This is a genomic window from Lysinibacillus sp. Bpr_S20 (genome assembly GCF_023337835.1).
In the GTDB taxonomy this organism is placed as follows: domain Bacteria; phylum Bacillota; class Bacilli; order Bacillales_A; family Planococcaceae; genus Lysinibacillus.
Genome location: NZ_JALNLQ010000002.1, coordinates 501,942 through 524,517 on the forward strand (window position 1 = coordinate 501,942; position 22,576 = coordinate 524,517).

Genomic DNA, 22,576 nt, shown 5'->3' on the forward strand with positions numbered 1-22,576 from the left:
AGAAAAAACTCAAACGCAATTTGCGATTTGAGTTTTTTTTCTAGAATGAGGTTTTCCAATGAAACAATACTTAAAACGTTATGCACAAAATTTTGATTACCCGTTATTTTTTACTTTTCTATTGTTAAGCTTATTTGGATTAGTCATGATTTATAGTTCAAGTATAATGGTAGCAATTCAAAAAGGACTTGAACCAGATAACTATTATCACAAGCAAGTAATCAATTTAATTGTAGCTTTTCTTGGGTTTTTAGTAGCAGCATTTTTCCCGTATAAGCATTATGCGAATAAAAAAGTTATGTTGTTACTGACGGCTGTGCTAGTTGTCCTTTTTACTTGGGTAAAGGTTGCTGGTAATGATGAAGCAGGAGTAGGGGCAAAAAGTTGGATTCATGTCCCTGGTTTGGGTAACTTCCAGCCTTCTGAATATGCGAAGCTATTTATCATTTTATATTTTGCGGCTGCTTTTTATCGTAAAGCGCAAAAGTATACGTTTGAAAAGCTACAACCAACAGAAATTTTTTATCCAATATTCCTCTGGATTCTTGTTGTTGCTGGTGTAGCATTTGAAACCGACTTAGGAGCAAGTATTATTCTATGTGGAATTGCTGTTTGTGTTGTAGCAGCGAGTGGCATTCCGTTTAAAACATTTTGGAAGTTTTTCGGGTTGTTGGGTGCGTTTGGAGGCGTCATCTTTGGTATACTAATGCTATTTAAAGGGGATATGTTAACTGATAACCGTAGGGGGCGTCTTAAATCATTCATAAACCCGTTTGAGTATGAAAATGGTAGTGGCCACCAAGTTGTCAATAGTTATTATGCCATTGGCGGAGGCGGCTTAGAAGGAAGAGGTCTCGGTCAGTCGATTCAAAAATTGGGGTATTTGCCTGAACCACAAACTGATTTTATTATGGCGATTATTATGGAGGAACTTGGAATTTGGGGAGTTCTGATTGTTTTAGGTGGTTTAGGATTTATTGTATATAAAGGATTTTCGATTGCATTGCGCACGAAAGATCCACTAGCACGTATGATTACGGCTGGTATTGCGAGCTGGATTGGCTGGCAAACGTTTATCAATCTTGGGGGTGTAACTGGGTTAATCCCGTTAACCGGTGTAACGTTACCTTTTATTAGCTATGGCGGGACATCTATAATTATTCTATCTTTAGCAATGGGAATATTAATCAATGTTTCTATGTTTGAAAAGGTAGAACGGAGAAAGACACAATCATAAAGGGGGATATCAATGGAGTCAATCAAAAAAATTCTCGTAGCCAATCGAGGAGAAATTGCAATTCGTATTTTTCGTGCATGTACGGAGTTGAATATCCAAACAGTAGCCATTTATTCACGGGAGGACAGTGGTGCATTTCATCGCTTTAAAGCAGATGAGGCCTATTTAGTGGGGGCTGGCAAGAAACCAATTGATGCTTATTTAGATATTGAGGGCATTATTTCGATTGCTAAAGATGCTAAGGTTGATGCGATTCATCCAGGGTACGGTTTTTTATCGGAAAACGTAGAATTTGCACGTCGATGTGAAGAAGAGGGGATTGTCTTCATTGGGCCGACATCTCAGCATTTAGATATGTTTGGAGATAAGGTGAAGGCGCGTGAACAAGCAATTGCTGCGGGCATTCCTGTTATTCCTGGTACAGATGGTCCAGTAAATAATTTAGCAGAGGTAGAGGCTTTTGCAAGCGCATATGACTATCCAATTATGATTAAGGCAGCATTAGGCGGCGGTGGTCGTGGAATGCGTCTTGTTCATACAGCAGAGGAGCTAGCTTCCTCCTATGAACGTGCAAAATCAGAGGCGAAGGCAGCATTTGGCTCTGATGAGGTATATGTAGAAAAGGCTATTATTAAGCCAAAGCATATTGAAGTCCAAATTATTGGCGACCAACAAGGTAATATCATTCATTTATATGAACGTGATTGCTCGATTCAACGTCGTCATCAAAAGGTTGTTGAAATCGCGCCATCTAATTCAATTTCGGAAGATTTAAGAAGCCAAATTTGCGATGCAGCAGTTCAATTAATGAAAAATGTCTCATACATAAATGCAGGGACAGTAGAATTTTTAGTTGCAGGCGAGAATTTTTATTTCATCGAGGTCAACCCTCGAATTCAAGTAGAGCATACGATTACTGAAATGATAACGGGTGTTGATATTGTGCACGCCCAAATTAAAGTAGCAGCAGGCTACGGATTGCATAGTGAAGAAATCCACATTCCACAACAGGCAGATATTCCAATGATCGGCTATGCAATTCAAGCACGTGTCACGACGGAAGATCCGGCTAATGACTTTATGCCAGATACAGGAAAGCTTATGGTGTACCGTTCAAGCGGTGGCTTCGGGGTTCGATTAGATGCCGGAAATGGCTTCCAAGGGGCTGTAGTAACACCGTATTATGATTCACTACTGGTGAAAATTTCTACGACGGGAATGACGTTTAAAGAAGCCGCGGCAAAAATGGACCGAAATTTAAAAGAGTTCCGTATTCGTGGGGTGAAAACGAATATTCCATTCTTAAATAATGTCGTAACGCACGAGAAATTTTTAACGGGTGCATTTGATACAAGCTTTATTGATTCAACACCTGAACTATTTATTTTCCCTGAGCGCAAGGACCGCGGGACAAAGCTCTTAAGTTATATTGGTAATGTGACGCTAAATGGCTTCCCAGGAGTAGAGAAGAAGGCGAAACCAATTTTTGTACAGCCGAGCATCCCGAAAGTCGATAAACTAATCGTTCCTCCGGCGGGGACGAAGCAAATTTTAGATGCCCGAGGAGCAGAAGGGCTTGTGAAATGGATTCTAGAGCAAGAGGACGTGCTATTAACGGATACAACTTTCCGCGATGCACACCAATCACTTCTAGCGACTCGTGTACGTTCACAGGATATGTTCGAAATTGCAGATGCCACTGCACGTATGATGCATGATTTCTTCTCACTCGAAATGTGGGGAGGCGCGACGTTTGATGTGGCGTATCGTTTCTTAAAAGAAGACCCGTGGGAGCGACTTGCCAAGTTGCGTCAACAAGTACCGAATGTGTTATTCCAAATGTTATTGCGTGGTGCGAATGCAGTCGGCTACACAAATTATCCAGACAATTTAATTCGTGAGTTTATCGCTGAATCAGCGGCATCAGGCATTGATGTTTTCCGTATCTTCGATAGCTTGAACTGGATTAAAGGAATGGAAGTAGCCATTGATGCTGCACGACAATCAGGTAAAATTGCAGAAGCTGCGATCTGTTACACAGGAGATATTTTTGATGAAACAAGAGCGAAATATTCAGTTCAATACTATAAGGAAATGGCCAAGGAGCTAGAGGCAGCAGGAGCGCATATTTTAGCGATAAAAGATATGGCCGGATTATTGAAACCGGAAGCAGCATATCGCTTAATTTCCGAGTTGAAAGAGACGACAAATCTGCCAATCCACTTGCATACGCATGATACAAGTGGCAATGGTATTTATTTATATGCCAAGGCGATTGAAGCGGGAGTAGACATCATTGATACAGCGCTCGGTTCAATGGCAGGTTTAACGTCACAGCCAAGTGCAAACTCCTTGTACTATGCAATGATGGGCAGTGAGCGTAAGGTTCGTGGCGACATCGATGCACTAGAAAAGTTATCGTATTACTGGGAAGATGTACGTAAGTATTATAAGGATTTTGAAAGTGGTATGATTAGCCCGCATTCTGAAATTTATGTCCATGAGATGCCAGGTGGCCAATACAGTAACCTGCAACAGCAGGCCAAAGCAGTGGGTCTTGGGGACAGATGGGAAGAAGTGAAGCGCATGTATTCTCGCGTAAACCTTCTATTTGGTGATATTGTCAAAGTAACCCCATCATCGAAAGTAGTCGGTGATATGGCGTTATTTATGGTGCAAAATGATTTAGATGAAAATTCTGTACTGACAAAAGGGCAAACTATCGATTTCCCAGATTCTGTGATTGAGTTCTTCCAGGGCTATTTAGGACAACCGCATGGCGGTTTCCCGGAGGCTCTACAAAAGGTTGTGTTAAAGGATCGTGAAGCAATTACGGTACGCCCTGGTGAGCTACTGGAGCCTGTGAATTTTGAGCAACTAAAGGCGGTATTAGAGGAGAAATTAAATCGTGCCGTAACGAAACAGGATGTGCTAGCGTTTGCTTTGTATCCAAAAGTGTTTGAAGAGTATGCAAAAACAGTGAACTCCTTCGGCAATATTTCGGTCTTAGATACGCCAACATTCTTATACGGGTTAAAACTAGGTGAAGAAATCGAAGTAGAGATCGAAAAAGGTAAAACACTAATTATTAAACTTGTTTCCATCGGTGAACCACAGCACGATGGCACGCGTGTTATTTACTTTGAGTTAAACGGTCAATCTCGTGAACTAGTGATTCAAGATATGACTGTAGAAGTAGATGGTAACCTAGCGTTAAAGGCGGATCCAACCAATCCAAATCAAATTGGCGCAACGATGCCAGGTACGGTCTTAAAAGTAGTTGTATCAAAAGGAAGCCATGTAAAACGTGGGGATCACTTATTAATTACCGAAGCGATGAAAATGGAAACGACCGTCCAAGCACCAAAAGACGGTATCGTGAAAGAAGTATACGCTAGTGCAGGTGACGCCATTTCAACAGGTGATTTGTTAATTGAAATTGAATAACTGATTATAAAGAAGGTTATTAGATAGCTTTTATAGCATACTAATAACCTTTTTTATTGGTTCATTATTAAATATCACAGGATGTGATGGTTATCAATCTATCCACGTTTTATCGCCCAACTTTTGAATTTTATCGACTAACTTCCACGTTTTATCGCCCAACTTTTGAATTTTATCGACTAACTTTCACGTTTTATCACCCAACTTTTAATTTTTATCGACATTTGTCGATTTTTTGAAATTACTTAAGTAGAAGCGTTTGAAATGAAAAAGATTCGCCATCGAAACAGAAGGCGAATCTTTTTCTACTATTATTTGTTTTTTTCATTATAATTGCTACGCGCAACTAGCATTACCATATAGCAAAGTAGACCAAATAAAATTGAAATAAATAATGAATGAAGTAATGCGACTGTTAAATTCAATTTAGTTAGGACTACTAACATGCCAGCAATCACTTGTAAAATGACTATAGTAAAGGCAATAATCCAGCCATAGTAAATTACTCGTTGATTTTTATATTCTTTTACAGCGTGCCAAGTTATGTATGCAATCCAAATGAAAAAGATAAGAACAGCTAGACGATGCCCCATTTGCACCCATTCATACATATTATTAAAAGCTGCGAATGGTGTTTCGTTATAGCAAAATGGCCAGTCAGGACATATTAAGCTAGAATCTGTATGGCGAACAAGCGCCCCTGTATAAACGACTAAATAAGAATAAATTGTGACAGCAATTGTATGCCAACGTAGTTTTTTTCCAATAAAAACGTTATCGGCATCAAATTTCCGATCAACTTCAAATACAATCATAGAAAGAAGGAGAACAGCAGCAAAGGAAATAAGAGAAATCCCAAAGTGGAGCGCTAATATGAAATCACCTTGTCCCCACAACACTTGAGCTGCTCCGATAAGAGCTTGTGCGATTAAGAAAAACATCGCTAAGAAACCTAATAATTTTACTTCACGAATATGACCGAGTTTACGCCATGTCCAAACTGTTAACGCAAGAATTGAAATAGATACGACCCCAGTTACAAGACGATGTGAAAATTCAATTAAGACTGCTGGTGTAATTTCTTTTGGAATAAGAGAACCATTGCAATCAGGCCAGTTTCGACCACAGCCTAAGCCACTATCTGTTTTGGTTACAAGTGCTCCACCTAGTAAAATAAGGAGCATCCCAACTGTAGCGGCAACAGCAAACCATTTCAGATACCTGTTGTGTTGCATAAAATGAGTCACCTACTTTATCTATGAACATTACATGAAAGTAATGTTTCTGCTACTAGATAATATCGAAAAAACAGGTAAAAAACAACTTGTAAAGAGTAGGGAGTATTAGATGTTGATTCCATTTCACAAATTGTTCATAATTTCGTGCTCTAACCTTCACAATTCATTTTAGAAAATGTTTTACTATAGATATGTTGTTTTATTATATATTTCTAGACAAAGCTAATTTTTACAACTTCATCTAAATTTCACTTAATGTCTAGAAATCAATCGCAAATTTCGCTATAGTAATTGGTAGCGGAATATGCTTACAAAAATGAAAGGAGAGGTATCATGTCAAACGGTCGTGCACTGACGGCTGCTAGAAATAGTGGATCAGCACCAACATCTGTTGTGAAAGATTTCTTAGCACTAATAAAAATCGGAATCGTCAACTCGAATCTTGTCACAACGTTTACAGGGATGTGGCTGGCATTTCAATTTACTAGTAGACACTTCTTGCAAGAGCTTGATGTCATATTGTTCACCATGCTGGGTGCGGCATTCATTATAGGTGGCTCAGGCGCAATGAATAACTTTATTGATCAGGATATTGATCCAATCATGAAAAGAACAAAAAGTAGACCGACAGTAACAGGTAGATTTAAGCCGAATTTTGTATTGACCATTGCCCTCTCATTTTTAATTGTAGGTGAAATTTTGTTATTTGCGGCATCGTTTGCGGCCGGCATGTGGGGACTAGCAGGAATATTTGCTTATGTCGTTCTGTACTCAATGTGGTCAAAGAGGAAGCATGTTAGTAACACGGTTGTAGGAAGTATTTCAGGGGCAATCCCACCTGTTATTGGGTTTGCAGCTGTTGAACCTACATTAGGTCCTGGAGCACTTGCCTTATTCCTTATCATGTTTGCATGGCAACCACCGCATTTTTATGCGCTTGCTATGAAACGTACTGAGGAATATCGTGCAGCTAATATACCAATGCTACCTGTAGTAAAAGGATTTAAACGTACGAAGTACTCGATGTTATTCTGGATTCTTTTATTATTACCATTACCATTCCTTTTACCGGAGCTTGGGGTTGGCTTCATAATTCTTGCCACTGCATTGAACTTGGGCTGGTTGATTCTAGCTTTTAAAGGCTTTACCACAAAAGATGATATGAAATGGGCAAATAAAATGTTTATCTATTCTTTGAATCATATGACCATATTATTTGTGTCCATCATCATTTTTGCGTTGTTTAGCTAAATTTAGGAATTCTTTCTTTTTCTAAAGAATTCATATAGACAGAACTTATGTCCTAGGTACACATGAAAATACAACAAAGAAAGAGGGGTTTAATTAAGCTATGATGAAAGGGCTTAAAAAATGGCGTCTTTTTTCACTACTAGCAGTGATGATGGTTTTCCTTTCTGGTTGTGGTGAAGATTATATTTCTGCACTTAAACCATCTGGTCAAGTAGGTAAAGAACAATTCAACCTATTAATGTTAGCTACTGGAATTATGACGTTGGTTGTAGTAGTAGTATCCGTTATCTATTTACTTGCATTCTTAAAATTCCGCCGTTCAAAAGTTGGCGAAAACGTTATTCCTAAGCAAGTAGAAGGAAGTCACACTCTTGAAGTGATTTGGACAGTTATTCCAATTATTTTATTATTAATCTTAGCTGTACCAGTTGTTACGGCTACTTACAAATTTGCAGATGTTGCTGCGATGGACGAAGTAGATGAGAACGGTGACAAAACAGCACTTACAGTAAATGTAACTGCAAAATTATATTGGTGGGAGTTTGAATATCCTAACCAAGGTATTGTAACTGCACAAGAATTAGTTGTACCAACAGGTCAAAAAGTTTACTTTAACTTAAAAGCTGCCGATGTTAAGCACTCATTCTGGATTCCTGCTGTAGGCGGTAAAATGGATACGAACGTTGATAACTTAAACAAGTTCTATCTAGAATTCGATAAAGAATCAAAAGACCTTAAAGACGGCGTATTCTATGGTAAATGTGCTGAATTATGTGGTCCTTCACATGCTTTAATGGACTTCAAAGTTAAAGCATTAAGCCCTGATGCATTTGATGCATGGGTAGCTTCAATGAAAGCAACAGATAAAAAACTAGCTGATAAAACTTCAACTGATCTAGGGGAAGCAACATTTGCTAAGAGCTGTATGGGTTGTCATGCTGTATCGGGTACAAGCGCTCCAGGTACACCAGGTCCTAACTTAACTGCATTCGGTGACCGTAACCGAGTTGCTGGTTTCTTAGAACATAACGAAGAAAACTTAAAAGCATGGATTAAGGATCCTGGGCAGTTTAAACCAGGCAACTTAATGATGAACACAGAAGGTACTGCGCCAGTTTATGGTGATTTAACTGACGAAGAAATTCAAGCTCTAGCAACTTATATCATGGGCTTATCTGTTGAGAAATAATTTTAACTTTTATGTAACAAACTTTGAGGGAGGTAAAAGTTGTGAGCTCATACACACAGAAAAAGGGCTTTGGAGCAACTGTCTGGGAATACATTACAACTGTTGACCATAAAAAGTTAGCCGTAATGTATTTATTAGCCGGTACATTGTTCTTTGCTATCGCTGGTTTTGAAGCGTTATTAATGCGTATTCAATTAATGCAGCCAAATAACGATTTCGTATCAGCTGGTTTTTTCAATCAATTATTAACAATGCACGGAACAACAATGTTATTCCTAGCTGCGACTCCATTACTATTTGCATTTATGAACATGCTTGTACCATTACAAATTGGTGCGCGTGACGTAGCATTCCCGTTCCTTAACTCTTTAGGGTTCTGGTTATTCTTCCTAGGTGCAGTATTCCTTCACCTATCATTCTTTATGGGTGGTGCTCCTGATGCGGGCTGGACTTCTTATGCATCATTATCTTTATATTCTCCTGGACATGGTATTGACTTCTATGTTCTAGGTTTACAAATATCAGGGGCAGGTACATTAATTTCAGGTCTTAACTTTATCGTAACGATTATTACAATGCGTGCTCCAGGTATGACATTCATGCGTATGCCATTATTCACTTGGACTGCGCTTGTATCAAGTGCATTAATCCTATTCGCATTCCCTCCACTAACAATTGGTTTATTAATGATGTTATTTGACCGCATGTTCGGTGGTAACTTCTTTAACCATTTAATGGGTGGTAACACAATTATTTGGGAACACTTATTCTGGATCTTCGGACACCCAGAGGTTTATATCTTAGTATTACCGGCATTCGGTTTATTCTCTGAGATTATTCCAGCGTTCTCTCGTAAACGTTTATTTGGATACTCTTCAATGGTATTCGCAACAATTTTAATCGGTTTCTTAGGGTTCATGGTTTGGGCTCACCACATGTTTACAGTTGGTCTTGGGCCAACAGCAAACGCAATTTTTGCTGTTGCAACAATGGCAATTGCCGTTCCAACAGGTATGAAAGTATTCAACTGGATCTTAACTATTTGGGGCGGATCTATTAAAGTTACAACACCAATGCTTTATGCACTTGGTTTCATCCCGTCATTCGTTGCGGGTGGTGTTACAGGGGTAATGCAAGCATCTGCACCTCTTGACTACCAATTACACGATTCTTACTTTATCGTTGCTCACTTCCACTACGTAATCGTTGGTGGTATCGTAACAGCGTTATTCGGTTCAGCGCACTTCTACTGGCCAATTTTCTTCAACCGTATGTTAAACGAAACACTTGGTAAAATTACGTTCTGGGTATTCTTTATCGGATTCCATTTAACGTTCTTCGTTCAACACTTCTTAGGTTTAATGGGTATGCCACGTCGCGTATTCACGTACATGGAAGGTCAAGGTTGGGATCAGTTCAACTATATCTCTACAATCGGTGCATTAATGATGGGTGTAGGGGTTATCTTAATGGTAATCAACTGCTTAATGTCTATCAAAGGCAAACCAGCAGGTCGCGACCCATGGGGCGATGGACGTACATTAGAATGGTCAATTCCACAACCAATCCCATTCTATAACTTCCGTCAAACACCACTTGTTCGTGGTTTAGATCCATGGTGGATTGAAAAGCAAGAAGGTAATAAAGAAATTACATTTGCTGAGCCAATCGGTGATATTCATATGCCAAACAACTCAGCTATTCCATTTGTTATTTCTGTGGGCTTGTTTATCGCAGCATTCGGTGCTCTTTATAATCAAGATCCTGATAAACCATGGTCAATTTATGTGTTAATTGGTGGTCTTGCAATTACATTTGGTGCTATGATTTTCCGTTCTGTTAAGGACGATCACGGCTTCCACTTACACAAAGAAGAAATTCTTGAAATTGAAGAACATCTTTACGGCAAAGGAGGAAATAAATAATGGATTTCAATACTAAATTTACTCCTCATACTTGGCCAGATCATCCTGAACAAGCGACGATGGAAGGGAAAAATAAAGTTGTTGGTTTCTGGATTTTCCTTGCCTGTGAAGTTGTACTTTTCGCAAGTTTATTCGCTACTTATCTAGCGCTTAAGAACAAAGGGCCTGCTGGCATGGAGTTCACAACACAAAGTTTATTTGAATTACCTTTAGCTTTCGCTATGACGATGTTATTATTAACATCTTCACTAACGTCTGTTTATGCCATTTACCATATGCGTAACTTTAACTTTAAAGCTATGCAAACTTGGTTTGGTATTACATTACTTTTAGGTCTTGGATTCTTAGGTCTTGAAATCTATGAGTTCTACCACTATGTACACAAAGGCTTTACTTTTGACCAATCTGCGTTCTCAACTGCGTTTTATTCATTAGTTGGTACACATGGTTTCCACGTAACATTAGGTCTTGTGTGGTTTGCTACGTTAATGCTACGTAATGCTAAGCGTGGTCTTAACCTATACAATGCACCTAAATTCTTCGTGGCTGCTTTATACTGGCACTTTATCGACGTAGTTTGGGTATTCATCTTTACAGTAGTATACTTGATGGGAGTGATCGGATAATATGTCTACACACGATACACCTATAGTTGCTAAGACTCAGGCACAATACGAGTATGATCGTCATCATAATGCCGTTCATATGCGTAAACAAGTTATCAACTTTGCGATTATGATTTTCTTTACGTTTATCGCATTCGCAGTAGTTGCTGCTGATTTTTCTAAATACTTAGTATTACCGCTTATTTTATTGCTTGCTAGTGTTCAAGTTGTCCTTCAACTTTACGCTTTCATGCACTTAGAAGACAAAAAAACACACTTCGGTGGTGTAATTGGCTTCTTCATGTGGATGGGTATACTAATCGCATTTACATTCTTCTTAGCATTTTTAACAATTATTTGGTGGTAATCCCCCAAAAAGCACGTTCTCTACTTTATGTAGGAACGTGCTTTTCTTTTTGGGTTCTATTCACGATATAGTGTTGAGCAGGTAAGAACTAATATAATTCATGTGAAAGTGATTTCTGTTCTAGGCTCTCGCTTTTTCTATGGTCGAGAGTCCTCCGCTACATTACCGCTGCCGCTTCACTTTTTCACAGACAAACCCTTTCCTAAAGATACGTTTTATCATTTAAATTATAGTGACAGGTAGAAAATACATACTATGTGAATAGGTTGATTGGAGTGGAGACTGGGCGACTCCTTGGGGATTAGCGTCACAGATGAGACCCTGGAGCGAGCAACGCGAGTGAAGCGGCTCATCGGACGCCCCCAGGAAAGCGCCCAGTCGGAACGGAAATCAACCCCCACGTTATTGGTGAGGAGCTTATAAGAAAAAATATAATTCATGTTGGGTTTTTATACTTCGAATATTTTTTCTATAAATATGATAATCCTGTAAGAAAGGTAAACTATAGATAGATAGTAATTTGTTCACCTTTCGTTCATTGCAGAATAAGTGTAAGCGTTCTATAATGGGAGTACTGAAGTTAAAGGAGTGCGTTTTGTATGCCACTTAGTATATTTGGTTTCCAAGCTTTATGGAGCCCGTATTTAATAGGGGTTCTTGTTTTCATAACAGTCATCTATTTTTTAGTCACAACAAAGTGGCGCAAGGATTTTAAAGTAAGTGAGCCTTTAAAAAAAGAAGAGGCTATTTATTTTGTACTGGCAATGGTAACGATTTATATTATTAAAGGATCACCAATAGATTTAATGGCGCACATTATGTTTACGATGCATATGGTGCAAATGGCTATTTTATTGTTACTTGTACCGATTTTCATTATTAAGGGAATTCCTTGGTGGGTATGGAAGGTTGCTATTGAAGCACCAGTAGTTAAAACTCTATTTAAAACATTTACAATCCCTGTCGTTTCGGTATTTGTATTTATTGGTTTATTTTCTTTCTACCATTTACCTGCAGTTTTAGACTACATTAAATTAAACGAAACTTTGCATGGTACATATACATTTGTATTATTTGTTTCTGCTGTCCTAATGTACTGGCCTTTGATTCAAAATATGCCGAATCGTGCGCAAATGAAACCTTTGCATAAATTAGCCTATATCATTGCTAATGCGGTATTAATTACACCTGCGTGTGCATTAATTATTTTTGCGCCAAACGCTATGTATGAAACATATACAAATGGTGATGCGTGGCTGAAGGCAATGGAACTTTGTGTACCGGCTTCTACATTATCTAGTTTATCTCTTTCAGGACCAGAGCTCTTTACAAATATGACAGCTGTTGCCGATCAGCAACTAGGCGGCGTTTTGATGAAGATTTTACAAGAGCTTATTTTTGGTGTATTACTTGGAGCAATCTTTATTAATTGGTATCGTTCAGAACAAAAGGATCCTGATAAAATTACTGCAGATGCATTAAAAGAACATCAAAAGAAATGGGAAAGCCAACAGCAACATTAGTTGAAAAAAAAGAAATTTATTTTGTATAAGGGGTTTTGTGAATGGAATTGCAAATTTTGCCTACTATAAGTACATCATTCATCGTTATTAGTGCTGTACTTGTAGCTATTGGTTGGGGCTTAATTATAAAAAGAAAAGTAGAGGCACATAAAAAAGTAATGCTTGCTGCAGGAGTTGCAGCACTAATCTTCTTTATTATATATGCTTCGCGTACAGTCTTTATTGGGAACACAGCGTTTGGTGGGGGAGAAGATTTAAAACCGTATTATACGTTCTTCTTAATTTTCCATATTACGCTTGCAACAACTGGTGCGGTGTTTGGTATTGTTAGTATTATTTCTGGTTTAAAAACGAATCTCAAACTTCACCGTCGTATTGGACCAATTACAAGTATTATTTGGTTCTTCGTAGCTATTACCGGAGTTTTAGTATACATTTTACTATATGTAATGTTTGAACCAGGTGAAACAACATCTGTTATTAAAGCTATATTAGGGTTTTAAGTTATTTCAGTAAATAATAAAAAATCTCCCTCCTTATTTTTGAGAAGGTGGGAGATTTTTTATGGATGTCTGCTTAAATAAGGAAACGACAACAACAACGAGTAAAGGACCAATTAAAATACCGAGAAATCCAAACATTTTAAAACCGATAAACATGGCAATAAACGTTGTTAAAGAGGAGAGTCCAACTTTATTTCCAATGACTCTAGGCTCAATCATACGCCGAACTAAAAATTGTGCGATTGTAAGTATGACTAGCACGACCGCAAAGAAATATTCACCTGTAAAGGCTTTGTAGATTGCCCAAGGAATCAGCACGATAAATGAATCTAAAAAAGGGACGAAATCTAAAACGACTAGTAAGAGTGATAATATTAGTGGGAACGGGGCTTTAAGAAAATAAAAGGTTGCAAAAGCTATCGCAAAAATGCAAATACCAACAAAAAATTGTGCTTTCAAAAAACCAAATAAAGCAAGTTTTACGCGCTGTCCAATAAATAGTATTTTTTGATGATGGTGAAACGGAATAGGCGCTAACATTTTACGATTAATAGTCGGCAATTCTAAAAGAAACATATATAATACTACCCAATAAACAAAAATATCAAACAAACGAGAAGTTATATACGTAAGTAAAGATGACCAAACATTCAAATTTGTTAAAGAAAGAGCATATTTCTCGATTGAAGATAGAGCCCGTGCTATCATATCTTGAATTTGTATAACAAGATCTAAGGGCAAACGGTAAGTATAGTTGGAAAGCTTGGATTGTATTTGAATCCATAGTGCTGACAGTTGATTGAGGTACTCAGGAATATGAATAATAATTGTTGAAAATTGCTTCCAGCCTATAAATATAATGAGAATACATAATAGTAATGTCATGCTTGTAAAGAGCATAAAAAAAATGGATGCGATTATTTTGCGTTTTTTTCGGAATCGTTTACTCATTCGTATGATGACAGGTTCCACTAATAATGCAGTTACGTAGGCAAGTAGTATGGGTAATGACAGGGATATAAACCAGAGAATCGCAATTCCGGTAGCTATAACGATGATCGGATGGCGAAAAAAGGGGTGTTTTAAAAATTGTAACATTTATCTCACCTACATCCTGTAAAAGATATAGTTAGTATGAGAAGAAATAAAATTTTTACTCAAAATAAAAAAGACTGGACCACCAGTCTTTTCAGATATAGCTATTGCACTGCATGCTGTTGCCAATTTATTGTGAATCCTAATAAAAAAATAAAATAATTTCGATGTTTAATCGACATGTATGCAACGTGAAATAACTAATTAAAATTATGCACGAATTTCAAAAGCTTCTAGGTCAAGTTTAACCTTTTTTAAGATTTCTTCACATTTTTTTACAAGATGAGCTGGATAAACTTCATCGTCACCATACTCTACACCGTGTGGATAGTAGTACTTACCAAGTACTGGTTTCATTAATGTTAGGATGGCATCGTGTGCACCAACATCACCAGATTTTGCATATGAGAATACACGTAGGTAATAACGTCCTTCACGAGTATCGAAGCGCTTATCAAATGTCATACGCTCGTAATCCCAGCCGCCATCACATTCTAAACCATTTTTTTTCATGACGCTTACAATAAGTTCTTGATCAGCTGTTAAATTTTCAAGGTTAGTATTTTCGAAATACATCTATAATCCTCCTTTAGGTTCTCGTACAAAGTATACGCTCATTTTTATAATAGAGCATATTCGACATTGTTGCAATGACAACATTGTGTCAACCCAATTACAATTGATATAATAAATAGAATAATGTGATAAGAAGGAGTCATGTATGAAAGCTTTATTTCGCATTTTTATGGCATGTGCTGCAGTTGCGTTGATTGGCTTTATGTTTTTTAATACAGCCCCACGTGAAAACGAGCCACTTAAAGGCCCGAATGCCAATTCAAATATTATTCCCAAAACTGAATTAAAGCAGCCTGAAATGGGGGCAACGACACGTCCAAAAAGCGGAATGTCGACATTAATAGGTAAAGAAGCAAAGGTAGTCTTGGAGAGATATGGTAAACCAGTACGAAAGGAATCTTCCTCATTCGGATATGATTGGTGGATTTATAATGCAAGTGCTTCTACATTTTTCATGGTAGGTGTTGACAATAATGTTGTGACACAAGTTTATATTGCTGGTAAAGACTTAGATGCTTCTCCTTTTAAGATTGGTCAGAAGCGCGACGATATATACCGAATGACCATCATTGATTATGAAGTAACTGCAAATGTTGGTAAAAATATTTTCGTTTTCTCGATGAGTGAAGAAGATATGCAGACACGACTGCTTGTAAAATTCGATGGGCTTTTTGCACAACTATATATAGATAGAGAAACAGGAGAGCTACAAGGAATACGCTTTACGAATAGTAAAACCCTTGTTCTACATCAACCTTATGAAATGACTTATCAAGGTGAGCTAGTTATACCAACACCACCATCTTCTTTTTTACAGCAGGAAATTAATGAAGCAAATGCCGCACAGCTTGATGATTTAATAAATATCACAAGAGTTCAACATGATTTAGCTCCATTAAATATCGATCAATCATTAGAAGAAGTTGCAAAAGTGCATTCTGAAGATATGAAGGTTCAAAATTTCCTTGGTCATGAATCACCAATAAATGGAGATTTAAAAAAGAGGTTAGGAACACATGGAATCGAATATAGTGAAGCGAATGAAAATCTTGCAACTGATTATTTTGATGCAATCGAAGTCATGCACGGCTGGCTGAATTCACCTGAGCATCGAAATGTCATGTTAAATGATCGATATACAACAGTGGGATCTGGGGTATTTTTAAACTATTATACGCAAATATTTTTAGAATCATCTTCTCCGGAGCTGGATAAAGAGAATAAAGACTCCGAGGAACCGATGGAACATATTGATGAATCATCACCATAAAGTGATTGGACGACTTTGTTAATGTGGGATATATAGAAATTTAAGACTGAAGATAAACTTGGCGAAATCAAGTTTGTCTTCAGTCTTTTCGTCTTTAAACGAAAAAAAGGTAAGCGCAATGACCGCCTATATTTTTCGTCACACCGTTACATACGCCGTCATATGATAGAGAACCGAAAGGAGGAATGGAGCTTGCAATTAGCTGAACTATTAAAAGATTGGCCATGTAGTGTAACCGGAGGATCCATTCGCACAACTATTACAGGCGTCGAGGATTATGCTCAGGCAGTAAAACCAGGGGATATTTTTATTGTACGTAAGGGTAAGAAAACATCGGGAAGTCGTTTTGTCAAAGAAGCAATAGCTCGGGGTGCTGCCGCTATAGTATCAGAGGAAAGTATTTCATTACCCATTACTGATCAAAATATTCCTTTTGTTTGGGTTCCGAATACATCCCTATTTTTATCATATGCGAGTGCAAAGATTTCAGCCTTTCCCGCAGAAGCATTAACGGTCATTGCGATTACAGGTACAAATGGTAAAACAACAGTGAGTCATTTTGTGAGCCAATTATTAAGAGCCTTACATAAAAACGTTGCAGTTATCGGAACTGTAGGATTTTTTATCAATGAACAGAAACAACAAACAGTGTATGAGCAATTAACTACATTACAGGCAAAAGAGTTACATCCAATTTTAAAGCAATGTGTACGAAATGGTGTTACACATGTTGTTTTAGAAGCTTCATCAATGGGATTACAGCAACATAGACTTGATCATTGTGATATCGATTGTGGTGTTTTTTTAAATTTATCGGAGGACCATTTAGAAGATCACGGAGGGCTTGAGGCATATAAGCGTGCCAAAAAAAGGTTGGCAGATTTATCGAAAAAATTAGTGCTAAATGGAGATGATAATTTTTGCCGTTCCGTCGGTATTTATGATAAGAAAAAATCCTGCTCATTTGGCTTTGATAATCATAATGATTTACATATCCAAATTGTCAGTGAATCAATTGGAAAAACAGTACTTTGTTTACAAACGTCATCGAGTGAACACATTGTTGAAATACCATTTATCGGTAAATATCATGTGCAAAATGCAGTAGCAGCATTGATGACATTATGGCGCCTAGGCTTCTCCATTGAAGAGATAGCAGAGCATATGTGGTTGTTAAGGCTACCAGAAGGAAGACTGGAGAAAATAGACAATCCATTTGGGATTGATGTGTACGTAGATTACGCACATACTGCAGAGGCATTACAGGCTGTTTTGCAAACTTTTGATCGCTCGAAAACCCTTTACCTTGTTTTTAGCTGTGGGGGAAATCGAGATAAGGCAAAGCGTTTTGCAATGGGAGCGGTGGCTAGTAAGCATGCAGATATCATTTTTTTAACGACTGATAATCCACGTGATGAAGATCCGATTTTAATAAACGAGAGTATTATTGCTGGTTTTACTGAGCAGCAATATTATGAAATCTATCTAGATCGAAAAGTTGCTATTCATCAAGCATTGGCAAAAGCACAAAAAGGAGATATTGTACTTGTTGCCGGAAAAGGGCATGAACAGACGCAGCAAATAAAAAATCAAAAATTCCCTTTTTCCGATCAACAATGTATTCGAGATTACTTTTTAAATCTTATGTCTGAGGACGGCGTTGAATGACAAAGAAAGAACCAGTCGCAATAGCGAGTTTTCGTCCGGTCTCATCCTCTATATCACATTCCATTACAAGTGTCTGTCGCCCTTTATGTACGAAACGTCCACGAGCAATTAGTTCTTTGTTGGTTGTTGTAGCAATATAAGAGATATTCATGTTTGTTGTGACAACATTAAAGCCTTCTGGTACTGAACGCGAAGCAAGTCCTCCCATTGCTGCATCTGCAATTGTAGCAATAATCCCACCGTGCGGTACCTTAATGGTATTATGGATGACGGGTGTAATGGGAATACGAACTTCACTAACTTCAGGCTCAAATTTGCCAACCATGTGTAAGGCAGCATTAATATAGCGTCGATGTATACCTTGTTGTTTATCGCGCAGGCCAGACAATAAATGTAGTAACACTTCCTCATCTTCAGCTGTGCTATGTTGTAAAATTTCTGCAAGTAATTGTTCTATTTGTCCTTTAGACGATGGTACCAATGTAAAAACTCCTTCATTTAAAAATATCATTAATGTAAAATTACCATAAAATCTGTTATGATGGGTAAGAGATTGGGGGAATTAAAAATGATGATGACCTCTGACTGGGCAATCATTTTGGATGAGGCCGATGCGCTTTGTGAGATGATTCTTTCCTCTGAGCCTGCGAAAACGCTACAGCAAGCGTATGATGCTGTATATAGCGATGTCCAATTAGTTGAAGCTATTTACGCATTTAATCGCATGAAGGAGCAGTACGAAGATGTACAACGTTTCGGAAAATATCATCCGGACTATCATACAATTATGAAATCGATTCGTCAGCAAAAGCGCGCACTCGATTTAAATGAAAAAGTTTCAGCTTTGAAGATTGCTGAGAACGATTTTCAAGATTTACTAGACGAAATAAGCTTACTTGTAGGGAAAACGGTTTCAGAAGCGGTAAAAGTTCCTGTAAGTAATCCGTTCTTTGCATCAGGTTCTTCATGTGGTGGAGGATGTGGGTCAGGCGGCTCTTGCTCTTGCTCTGCATAAAATAAGGTTATACTTTTTCTTAGACTATATACAAACTCGGATGAGTTTATATATAGTCTTTTTTAGCATTATGCTAAATCGTCATCCGTAAACAACAGGTGTAAAGATTGCGGGAAAATTGTATAGTAATTGCATAGGCGTTATAGAAACTAAAGGAGGATGAACAGATGAAGACTTATCGAATTGCCGTTATACCGGGAGATGGGATTGGTAAAGAGGTTGTACCAGCGGCGATAGAAGTGCTGAATAAAGCCGCTCAATTAGATGGCAGCTTTCAATTTGAATGGACAACATTCCCGTGGGGTTGTGATTATTATTTAGAGACAGGTAAAATGATGCCTGATAACGGTATTGAAATTTTGAAAGGCTATGATCAAATCTTTTTAGGTGCTGTAGGCATGCCAGATTTAGTACCGGATCACATTTCATTATGGGGGCTACTTATTAAAATCCGTCGTGAGATGAAGCAATCTATTAATGTACGTCCAGCAAAGTTACTCAAAGGTTTGCCTTCGCCTTTACGCAACCCAAATGATTTTGATTTTGTTGTTGTCCGTGAAAACTCAGAGGGAGAGTATGCTGAGAGTGGTGGTAGAATACATAGTGGACAGGATGAGGTGGCGATCCAAAATGCTATTTTTACAAGGAAGGGAACAGAGCGTGCAATGCGATATGCATTTGAAATGGCGAAAACTCGTCGCCAGCATGTTACAAGTGCGACAAAATCTAATGGCATTACGTACAGTATGCCTTTTTGGGATGAGGTATTTGCACAAGTAGGTAAAGATTACGATAACATAGAACAAGTATCTAATCACATTGATGCCTTAGCTGCCTTTTTAGTGATGAAGCCTGAAAACTTTGATGTAATCGTTGCATCAAATTTATTTGGTGATATTTTAACTGACTTAGGTGGTGCAATTATGGGAAGTATCGGAATTGCACCAGCTGCAAATTTAAATATAGAACGACATTACCCATCCATGTTTGAACCAGTCCATGGCTCCGCTCCTGATATTGCAGGTCAAGGAATAGCAAATCCGCTTGGACAAATTTGGACAGGTAAAATGATGCTTGATTTTTTAGGATATCATGAGCTAGGTACAAAAGTGCTAAACGCGATAGAAGCAACATTAGCAGAAGGTATTAAAACGGGCGATTTGGGAGGAAAAGCGACATTGCGTGATGTTACGGATGCGGTATTAAATCATTTGCAATAGTAAAAAATAAACAGTGGGCTTTCCTTTACACCGCTTGAAGAATTTTGTTTAAAATAAACAAAAATGTTATAATTAAGTTTACAAAATAAAGGTTTAAAGGGTGGTCGGCATCCTATCTTCTTACTTTGCTTTTGCAAAGAGAAAGGAGGTGGTGTCGATGACGGTATACGAACACTTTATATAGACTATAATTACGAGCAGTAGTTAACGTATTCTACGTTAACCTACTGTTCTTTTTTATGGTTAAATACTATATATGTTGATGTGATTTTTATAGTTCTTATAGTTTTTAATGAAACAGAGGAAGATGAAGGTAATAGAAATTGGATCAAACGAAGGAACTAAGGGGCAGGTTTCTTCAATAAGAAGAGATGGATTTTCGATAATTTAAATTGTTAAAATTATTCATAATTGGAACTTTTGTTAGTTTTGAACGTTTTAAAGTAAAGGAACAGGTTAGTTGAATAATGGCGTGGTATAGATTACCAAAAATACAATATTTCAAAAGAGGGATATTATGAACCACTATAAAATTGTTAAAGAAGTAATTGATGATTGGGATCCGAAGCAATTTTTACATCAAACACCTGAGGATGAATATAACCCAGAAATAAGATATATTGTAGAGCTTCTACCAACAGCAACATCTGTTGAAAAATTAGCTGTAGTGATACGGGAGGTCTTTATTGAAAAGTTGGATGAAGTATATTCGATTGATACTTGTTATCCAATTGCTTTAAAAATTTGGAACAATGTCAATAACAGTCAATTTCTGAAAAATGAAAGTGAACAGAACCGATATTATTAAGCTAACGGAGGTTACTTGAAGATCATTGAGTAGCCTCCCACTTAATTGAGCGTAGATCCTAGTTGTTTCGCTTTTCTCATGCCCCATAAGACTTTTAGTTTTTCTTCATTAGTCGTGTTAGTATTTTCGATGTGATTTACTTTTACGAAAAAAAGTAAATCACCCCTTGAATACCTTGGCCGGTTAGGGAATGATTTACTCTCTCAGTGCCAATCGCCTTTGAAGCGATTTATTTTGTTCTAGGACTGTACAAGCATTGCGAGCGCTGTACGGTCCTTTTAATTATCTGTTTTATTAAGTAAACTTTACCATGTTATTTACAATTTTCAAACGATGTGTATGACAAAGTAGTATGCTAATCGTTAAAAAATTTACTTATTCGTAAAGATCTCGTTAGTACCTTGGTGATTATAATGGTTAACATACGTATCATTGCCGCTAAAGGTAAGGGCTGTTTGAAGGGGCCCTTACCAATCAATGTGTTAACCATAATAAAATGGAGGGAATCCTCCATTTCTTTGTTCTTATTTTTGTAGTAACTCTACAGCAATATCAGGTCGATCTGTAATGATTCCTTTTGCACCATTGTGAATTAATTTGTTCATTGTTGCTACATCATTGATAGTCCAATAATGAACGGGGATGTTTAAGTTGTTTAAAAACTGGATAAACTTCGGAGATTCTAGTGTAATTACTCCTGACTTAGGTGGTATCTGGAATACGTCTACTTTTGGATGATATAAATGTCCGAACTGACTTGAGAAAGAAGCGAATGCTTTACGAACATCTGATTCACCTGCACCAAGTGCTACTTGATTTTGTGCATATAAATTAAAGCGATCGATCTGCTCACCGTAAAAGCTTGTGACAACTACTCGATTTTCAACACCAAGCTCTTCAATTAAACGCCATAGTTTAGATGGCATTAAACTTCCTTCATACGTATCCGGTGCATCTTTAATATCAATATTTACTAACATGTTTGGATAAGTTACTAAAAGTTCACGTAATGTTACTACGTCTATTTTTTCATCCCGATAAGGAAATTCCCCATCCAAATCTTCAAATTGATAACCGTGGTTTAATGCGTTTATTTCTGCTAAAGTCATGTCTGCCACAAGTCCATAGCCGTCTGTCGTACGATCGACAGTATCATCGTGGAAAACAATAATTTCCTCATCTTTAGTTAAGCGAATATCTATTTCAAAGCCGTCAACACCTAACTGTGCTGCTTTTTCAAAAGCTGGCATTGTATGCTCAGGCGCTAAATGAGCACCACCACGATGTGCGAGAATAATTGGGTGATCAAATTGTAATGCTTGTTTACCTTCTCGTTGTTGAGGTTTAGAAATAGCTTTACTACCTGCCCAAGCCGCTGCACTTGCCGCTGCGATTGCAAGTGCAATCTTTGTTTTCTTACCCATATTCGTCCTCCTTAACAATTAAATTAATATAAATAGTACCGGCAATTTCACTTTTTAATTTTCAGTGAGCAATAAACTAGTATTCTATAGTTTGCATAAGTAATGTAAAACGCTTAGTCAACGTTGTATGCTTTTCCATTATAACGGAAAATCGAGCGTTCTGTCAGCTAAACTCTGTTGCTATCATTTTCCGGTCTATGGTATTCTTTTATGTA

Annotated in this window: 19 protein-coding genes; 14 read left to right on the plus strand and 5 right to left on the minus strand. The window is 37.6% G+C overall.

All coding sequences use genetic code 11. From position 1 onward, the window contains the following. Nucleotides 1-58 precede the first annotated feature (58 nt). Together MWJ95_RS06855 and pyc are read left to right on the plus strand one after the other, a co-directional pair. Entirely contained in the window at nucleotides 59-1,237 is a 1,179-nt protein-coding gene (locus MWJ95_RS06855; RefSeq protein WP_249073264.1) for an FtsW/RodA/SpoVE family cell cycle protein, read from the plus strand. Between the two features lie 12 nt (nucleotides 1,238-1,249). Beyond that, entirely contained in the window at nucleotides 1,250-4,684 is a 3,435-nt protein-coding gene (gene pyc, locus MWJ95_RS06860) for a pyruvate carboxylase (protein WP_249104849.1), read from the plus strand. Between the two features lie 311 nt (nucleotides 4,685-4,995). Here the strand turns inward: pyc and MWJ95_RS06865 are convergent, their stop codons facing one another. Next, complete coding sequence (locus MWJ95_RS06865) at nucleotides 4,996-5,919, minus strand: COX15/CtaA family protein (protein ID WP_249073262.1); 924 nt, start codon at nucleotides 5,917-5,919, stop codon at nucleotides 4,996-4,998. A 336-nt stretch (nucleotides 5,920-6,255) separates the two neighbouring features. Here MWJ95_RS06865 and cyoE point away from each other — a divergent pair, with 336 nt between their 5' ends. The 7 genes from cyoE (at nucleotide 6,256) to MWJ95_RS06900 (ending at nucleotide 13,285) form a co-directional block, all read left to right on the plus strand. After that, nucleotides 6,256-7,173, plus strand: a complete 918-nt coding sequence (gene cyoE / locus MWJ95_RS06870) for a heme o synthase (RefSeq protein ID WP_249104851.1) — start codon at nucleotides 6,256-6,258, stop codon at nucleotides 7,171-7,173. Nucleotides 7,174-7,273: 100 nt separating this feature from the next. Next, nucleotides 7,274-8,362, plus strand: a complete 1,089-nt coding sequence (gene coxB / locus MWJ95_RS06875) for a cytochrome c oxidase subunit II (RefSeq protein ID WP_249073260.1) — start codon at nucleotides 7,274-7,276, stop codon at nucleotides 8,360-8,362. 41 nt (nucleotides 8,363-8,403) lie between these two features. Further along, on the plus strand, nucleotides 8,404-10,287 hold the full coding sequence (gene ctaD, locus MWJ95_RS06880) for a cytochrome c oxidase subunit I (protein ID WP_249104853.1): 1,884 nt from the start codon (nucleotides 8,404-8,406) through the stop codon (nucleotides 10,285-10,287). After that, the gene (locus MWJ95_RS06885) at nucleotides 10,287-10,913 is read left to right on the plus strand and encodes a cytochrome c oxidase subunit 3 (protein WP_249073258.1); all 627 of its coding nucleotides are present in this window, start codon (nucleotides 10,287-10,289) and stop codon (nucleotides 10,911-10,913) included. Before ctaD ends, MWJ95_RS06885 begins: the two co-directional genes overlap by 1 nt. Nucleotide 10,914: 1 nt before the next feature. Then, complete coding sequence (locus MWJ95_RS06890; protein ID WP_249073257.1) at nucleotides 10,915-11,259, plus strand: cytochrome C oxidase subunit IV family protein; 345 nt, start codon at nucleotides 10,915-10,917, stop codon at nucleotides 11,257-11,259. A gap of 599 nt (nucleotides 11,260-11,858) precedes the next feature. After that, nucleotides 11,859-12,782 carry a cytochrome c oxidase assembly factor CtaG gene (gene ctaG, locus MWJ95_RS06895; RefSeq protein ID WP_249073256.1) on the plus strand — a complete coding sequence of 308 codons (924 nt, stop codon included), beginning with the start codon at nucleotides 11,859-11,861 and terminating at the stop codon, nucleotides 12,780-12,782. A gap of 41 nt (nucleotides 12,783-12,823) precedes the next feature. Beyond that, nucleotides 12,824-13,285, plus strand: coding sequence for a DUF420 domain-containing protein (locus tag MWJ95_RS06900; protein WP_100545569.1), 462 nt, complete (start codon nucleotides 12,824-12,826; stop codon nucleotides 13,283-13,285). Nucleotides 13,286-13,318: 33 nt separating this feature from the next. Here MWJ95_RS06900 and ytvI read toward each other — a convergent pair whose 3' ends face one another. Together ytvI and MWJ95_RS06910 are read right to left on the minus strand one after the other, a co-directional pair. Continuing rightward, nucleotides 13,319-14,383 carry a sporulation integral membrane protein YtvI gene (ytvI, locus tag MWJ95_RS06905; protein ID WP_249104855.1) on the minus strand — a complete coding sequence of 355 codons (1,065 nt, stop codon included), beginning with the start codon at nucleotides 14,381-14,383 and terminating at the stop codon, nucleotides 13,319-13,321. A 207-nt stretch (nucleotides 14,384-14,590) separates the two neighbouring features. Then, nucleotides 14,591-14,956, minus strand: coding sequence for a YugN family protein (locus MWJ95_RS06910; protein ID WP_249073253.1), 366 nt, complete (start codon nucleotides 14,954-14,956; stop codon nucleotides 14,591-14,593). Between the two features lie 145 nt (nucleotides 14,957-15,101). Between MWJ95_RS06910 and MWJ95_RS06915 the strand changes: the two genes are divergently transcribed. Both MWJ95_RS06915 and MWJ95_RS06920 read left to right on the plus strand, forming a co-directional pair. After that, on the plus strand, nucleotides 15,102-16,226 hold the full coding sequence (locus tag MWJ95_RS06915) for a CAP domain-containing protein (protein WP_249104856.1): 1,125 nt from the start codon (nucleotides 15,102-15,104) through the stop codon (nucleotides 16,224-16,226). Nucleotides 16,227-16,418: 192 nt separating this feature from the next. Beyond that, nucleotides 16,419-17,894, plus strand: coding sequence for a UDP-N-acetylmuramoyl-L-alanyl-D-glutamate--2,6-diaminopimelate ligase (locus MWJ95_RS06920; protein ID WP_249073251.1), 1,476 nt, complete (start codon nucleotides 16,419-16,421; stop codon nucleotides 17,892-17,894). Here the strand turns inward: MWJ95_RS06920 and MWJ95_RS06925 are convergent. Further along, on the minus strand, nucleotides 17,869-18,375 hold the full coding sequence (locus MWJ95_RS06925) for a PaaI family thioesterase (protein ID WP_249073250.1): 507 nt from the start codon (nucleotides 18,373-18,375) through the stop codon (nucleotides 17,869-17,871). The genes MWJ95_RS06920 and MWJ95_RS06925 overlap by 26 nt on opposite strands. Before the next feature lie 87 nt (nucleotides 18,376-18,462). Between MWJ95_RS06925 and MWJ95_RS06930 the strand changes: the two genes are divergently transcribed. From MWJ95_RS06930 to MWJ95_RS06940, 3 genes are all read left to right on the plus strand, one after another. Beyond that, nucleotides 18,463-18,909, plus strand: coding sequence for a YlbF/YmcA family competence regulator (locus MWJ95_RS06930; RefSeq protein ID WP_249073249.1), 447 nt, complete (start codon nucleotides 18,463-18,465; stop codon nucleotides 18,907-18,909). Between the two features lie 167 nt (nucleotides 18,910-19,076). After that, a complete protein-coding gene (locus MWJ95_RS06935; protein ID WP_249073248.1) occupies nucleotides 19,077-20,129 on the plus strand; it encodes a tartrate dehydrogenase in 1,053 nt (350 codons plus the stop codon). A gap of 517 nt (nucleotides 20,130-20,646) precedes the next feature. After that, entirely contained in the window at nucleotides 20,647-20,937 is a 291-nt protein-coding gene (locus MWJ95_RS06940) for a DUF1871 family protein (RefSeq protein WP_249104858.1), read from the plus strand. 524 nt (nucleotides 20,938-21,461) lie between these two features. Here MWJ95_RS06940 and MWJ95_RS06945 read toward each other — a convergent pair. Then, nucleotides 21,462-22,361: a glycerophosphodiester phosphodiesterase family protein gene (locus MWJ95_RS06945; RefSeq protein ID WP_249073246.1), complete on the minus strand. Its 900-nt coding sequence runs from the start codon at nucleotides 22,359-22,361 to the stop codon at nucleotides 21,462-21,464. Nucleotides 22,362-22,576: the final 215 nt, after the last annotated feature.

Bases quoted from the DNA above. Each gene is read 5' to 3' on its own strand.
- MWJ95_RS06855 (WP_249073264.1), top strand. From the start codon at position 59: ATGAAACAATACTTAAAACGTTATGCACAAAATTTTGATTACCCGTTA.
- pyc (WP_249104849.1), top strand. From the start codon at position 1,250: ATGGAGTCAATCAAAAAAATTCTCGTAGCCAATCGAGGAGAAATTGCA.
- MWJ95_RS06865 (WP_249073262.1), bottom strand. From the start codon at position 5,919: ATGCAACACAACAGGTATCTGAAATGGTTTGCTGTTGCCGCTACAGTT.
- cyoE (WP_249104851.1), top strand. From the start codon at position 6,256: ATGTCAAACGGTCGTGCACTGACGGCTGCTAGAAATAGTGGATCAGCA.
- coxB (WP_249073260.1), top strand. From the start codon at position 7,274: ATGATGAAAGGGCTTAAAAAATGGCGTCTTTTTTCACTACTAGCAGTG.
- MWJ95_RS06885 (WP_249073258.1), top strand. From the start codon at position 10,287: ATGGATTTCAATACTAAATTTACTCCTCATACTTGGCCAGATCATCCT.
- MWJ95_RS06890 (WP_249073257.1), top strand. From the start codon at position 10,915: ATGTCTACACACGATACACCTATAGTTGCTAAGACTCAGGCACAATAC.
- ctaG (WP_249073256.1), top strand. From the start codon at position 11,859: ATGCCACTTAGTATATTTGGTTTCCAAGCTTTATGGAGCCCGTATTTA.
- MWJ95_RS06900 (WP_100545569.1), top strand. From the start codon at position 12,824: ATGGAATTGCAAATTTTGCCTACTATAAGTACATCATTCATCGTTATT.
- ytvI (WP_249104855.1), bottom strand. From the start codon at position 14,383: ATGTTACAATTTTTAAAACACCCCTTTTTTCGCCATCCGATCATCGTT.
- MWJ95_RS06910 (WP_249073253.1), bottom strand. From the start codon at position 14,956: ATGTATTTCGAAAATACTAACCTTGAAAATTTAACAGCTGATCAAGAA.
- MWJ95_RS06915 (WP_249104856.1), top strand. From the start codon at position 15,102: ATGAAAGCTTTATTTCGCATTTTTATGGCATGTGCTGCAGTTGCGTTG.
- MWJ95_RS06930 (WP_249073249.1), top strand. From the start codon at position 18,463: ATGATGATGACCTCTGACTGGGCAATCATTTTGGATGAGGCCGATGCG.
- MWJ95_RS06935 (WP_249073248.1), top strand. From the start codon at position 19,077: ATGAAGACTTATCGAATTGCCGTTATACCGGGAGATGGGATTGGTAAA.
- MWJ95_RS06940 (WP_249104858.1), top strand. From the start codon at position 20,647: ATGAACCACTATAAAATTGTTAAAGAAGTAATTGATGATTGGGATCCG.
- MWJ95_RS06945 (WP_249073246.1), bottom strand. From the start codon at position 22,361: ATGGGTAAGAAAACAAAGATTGCACTTGCAATCGCAGCGGCAAGTGCA.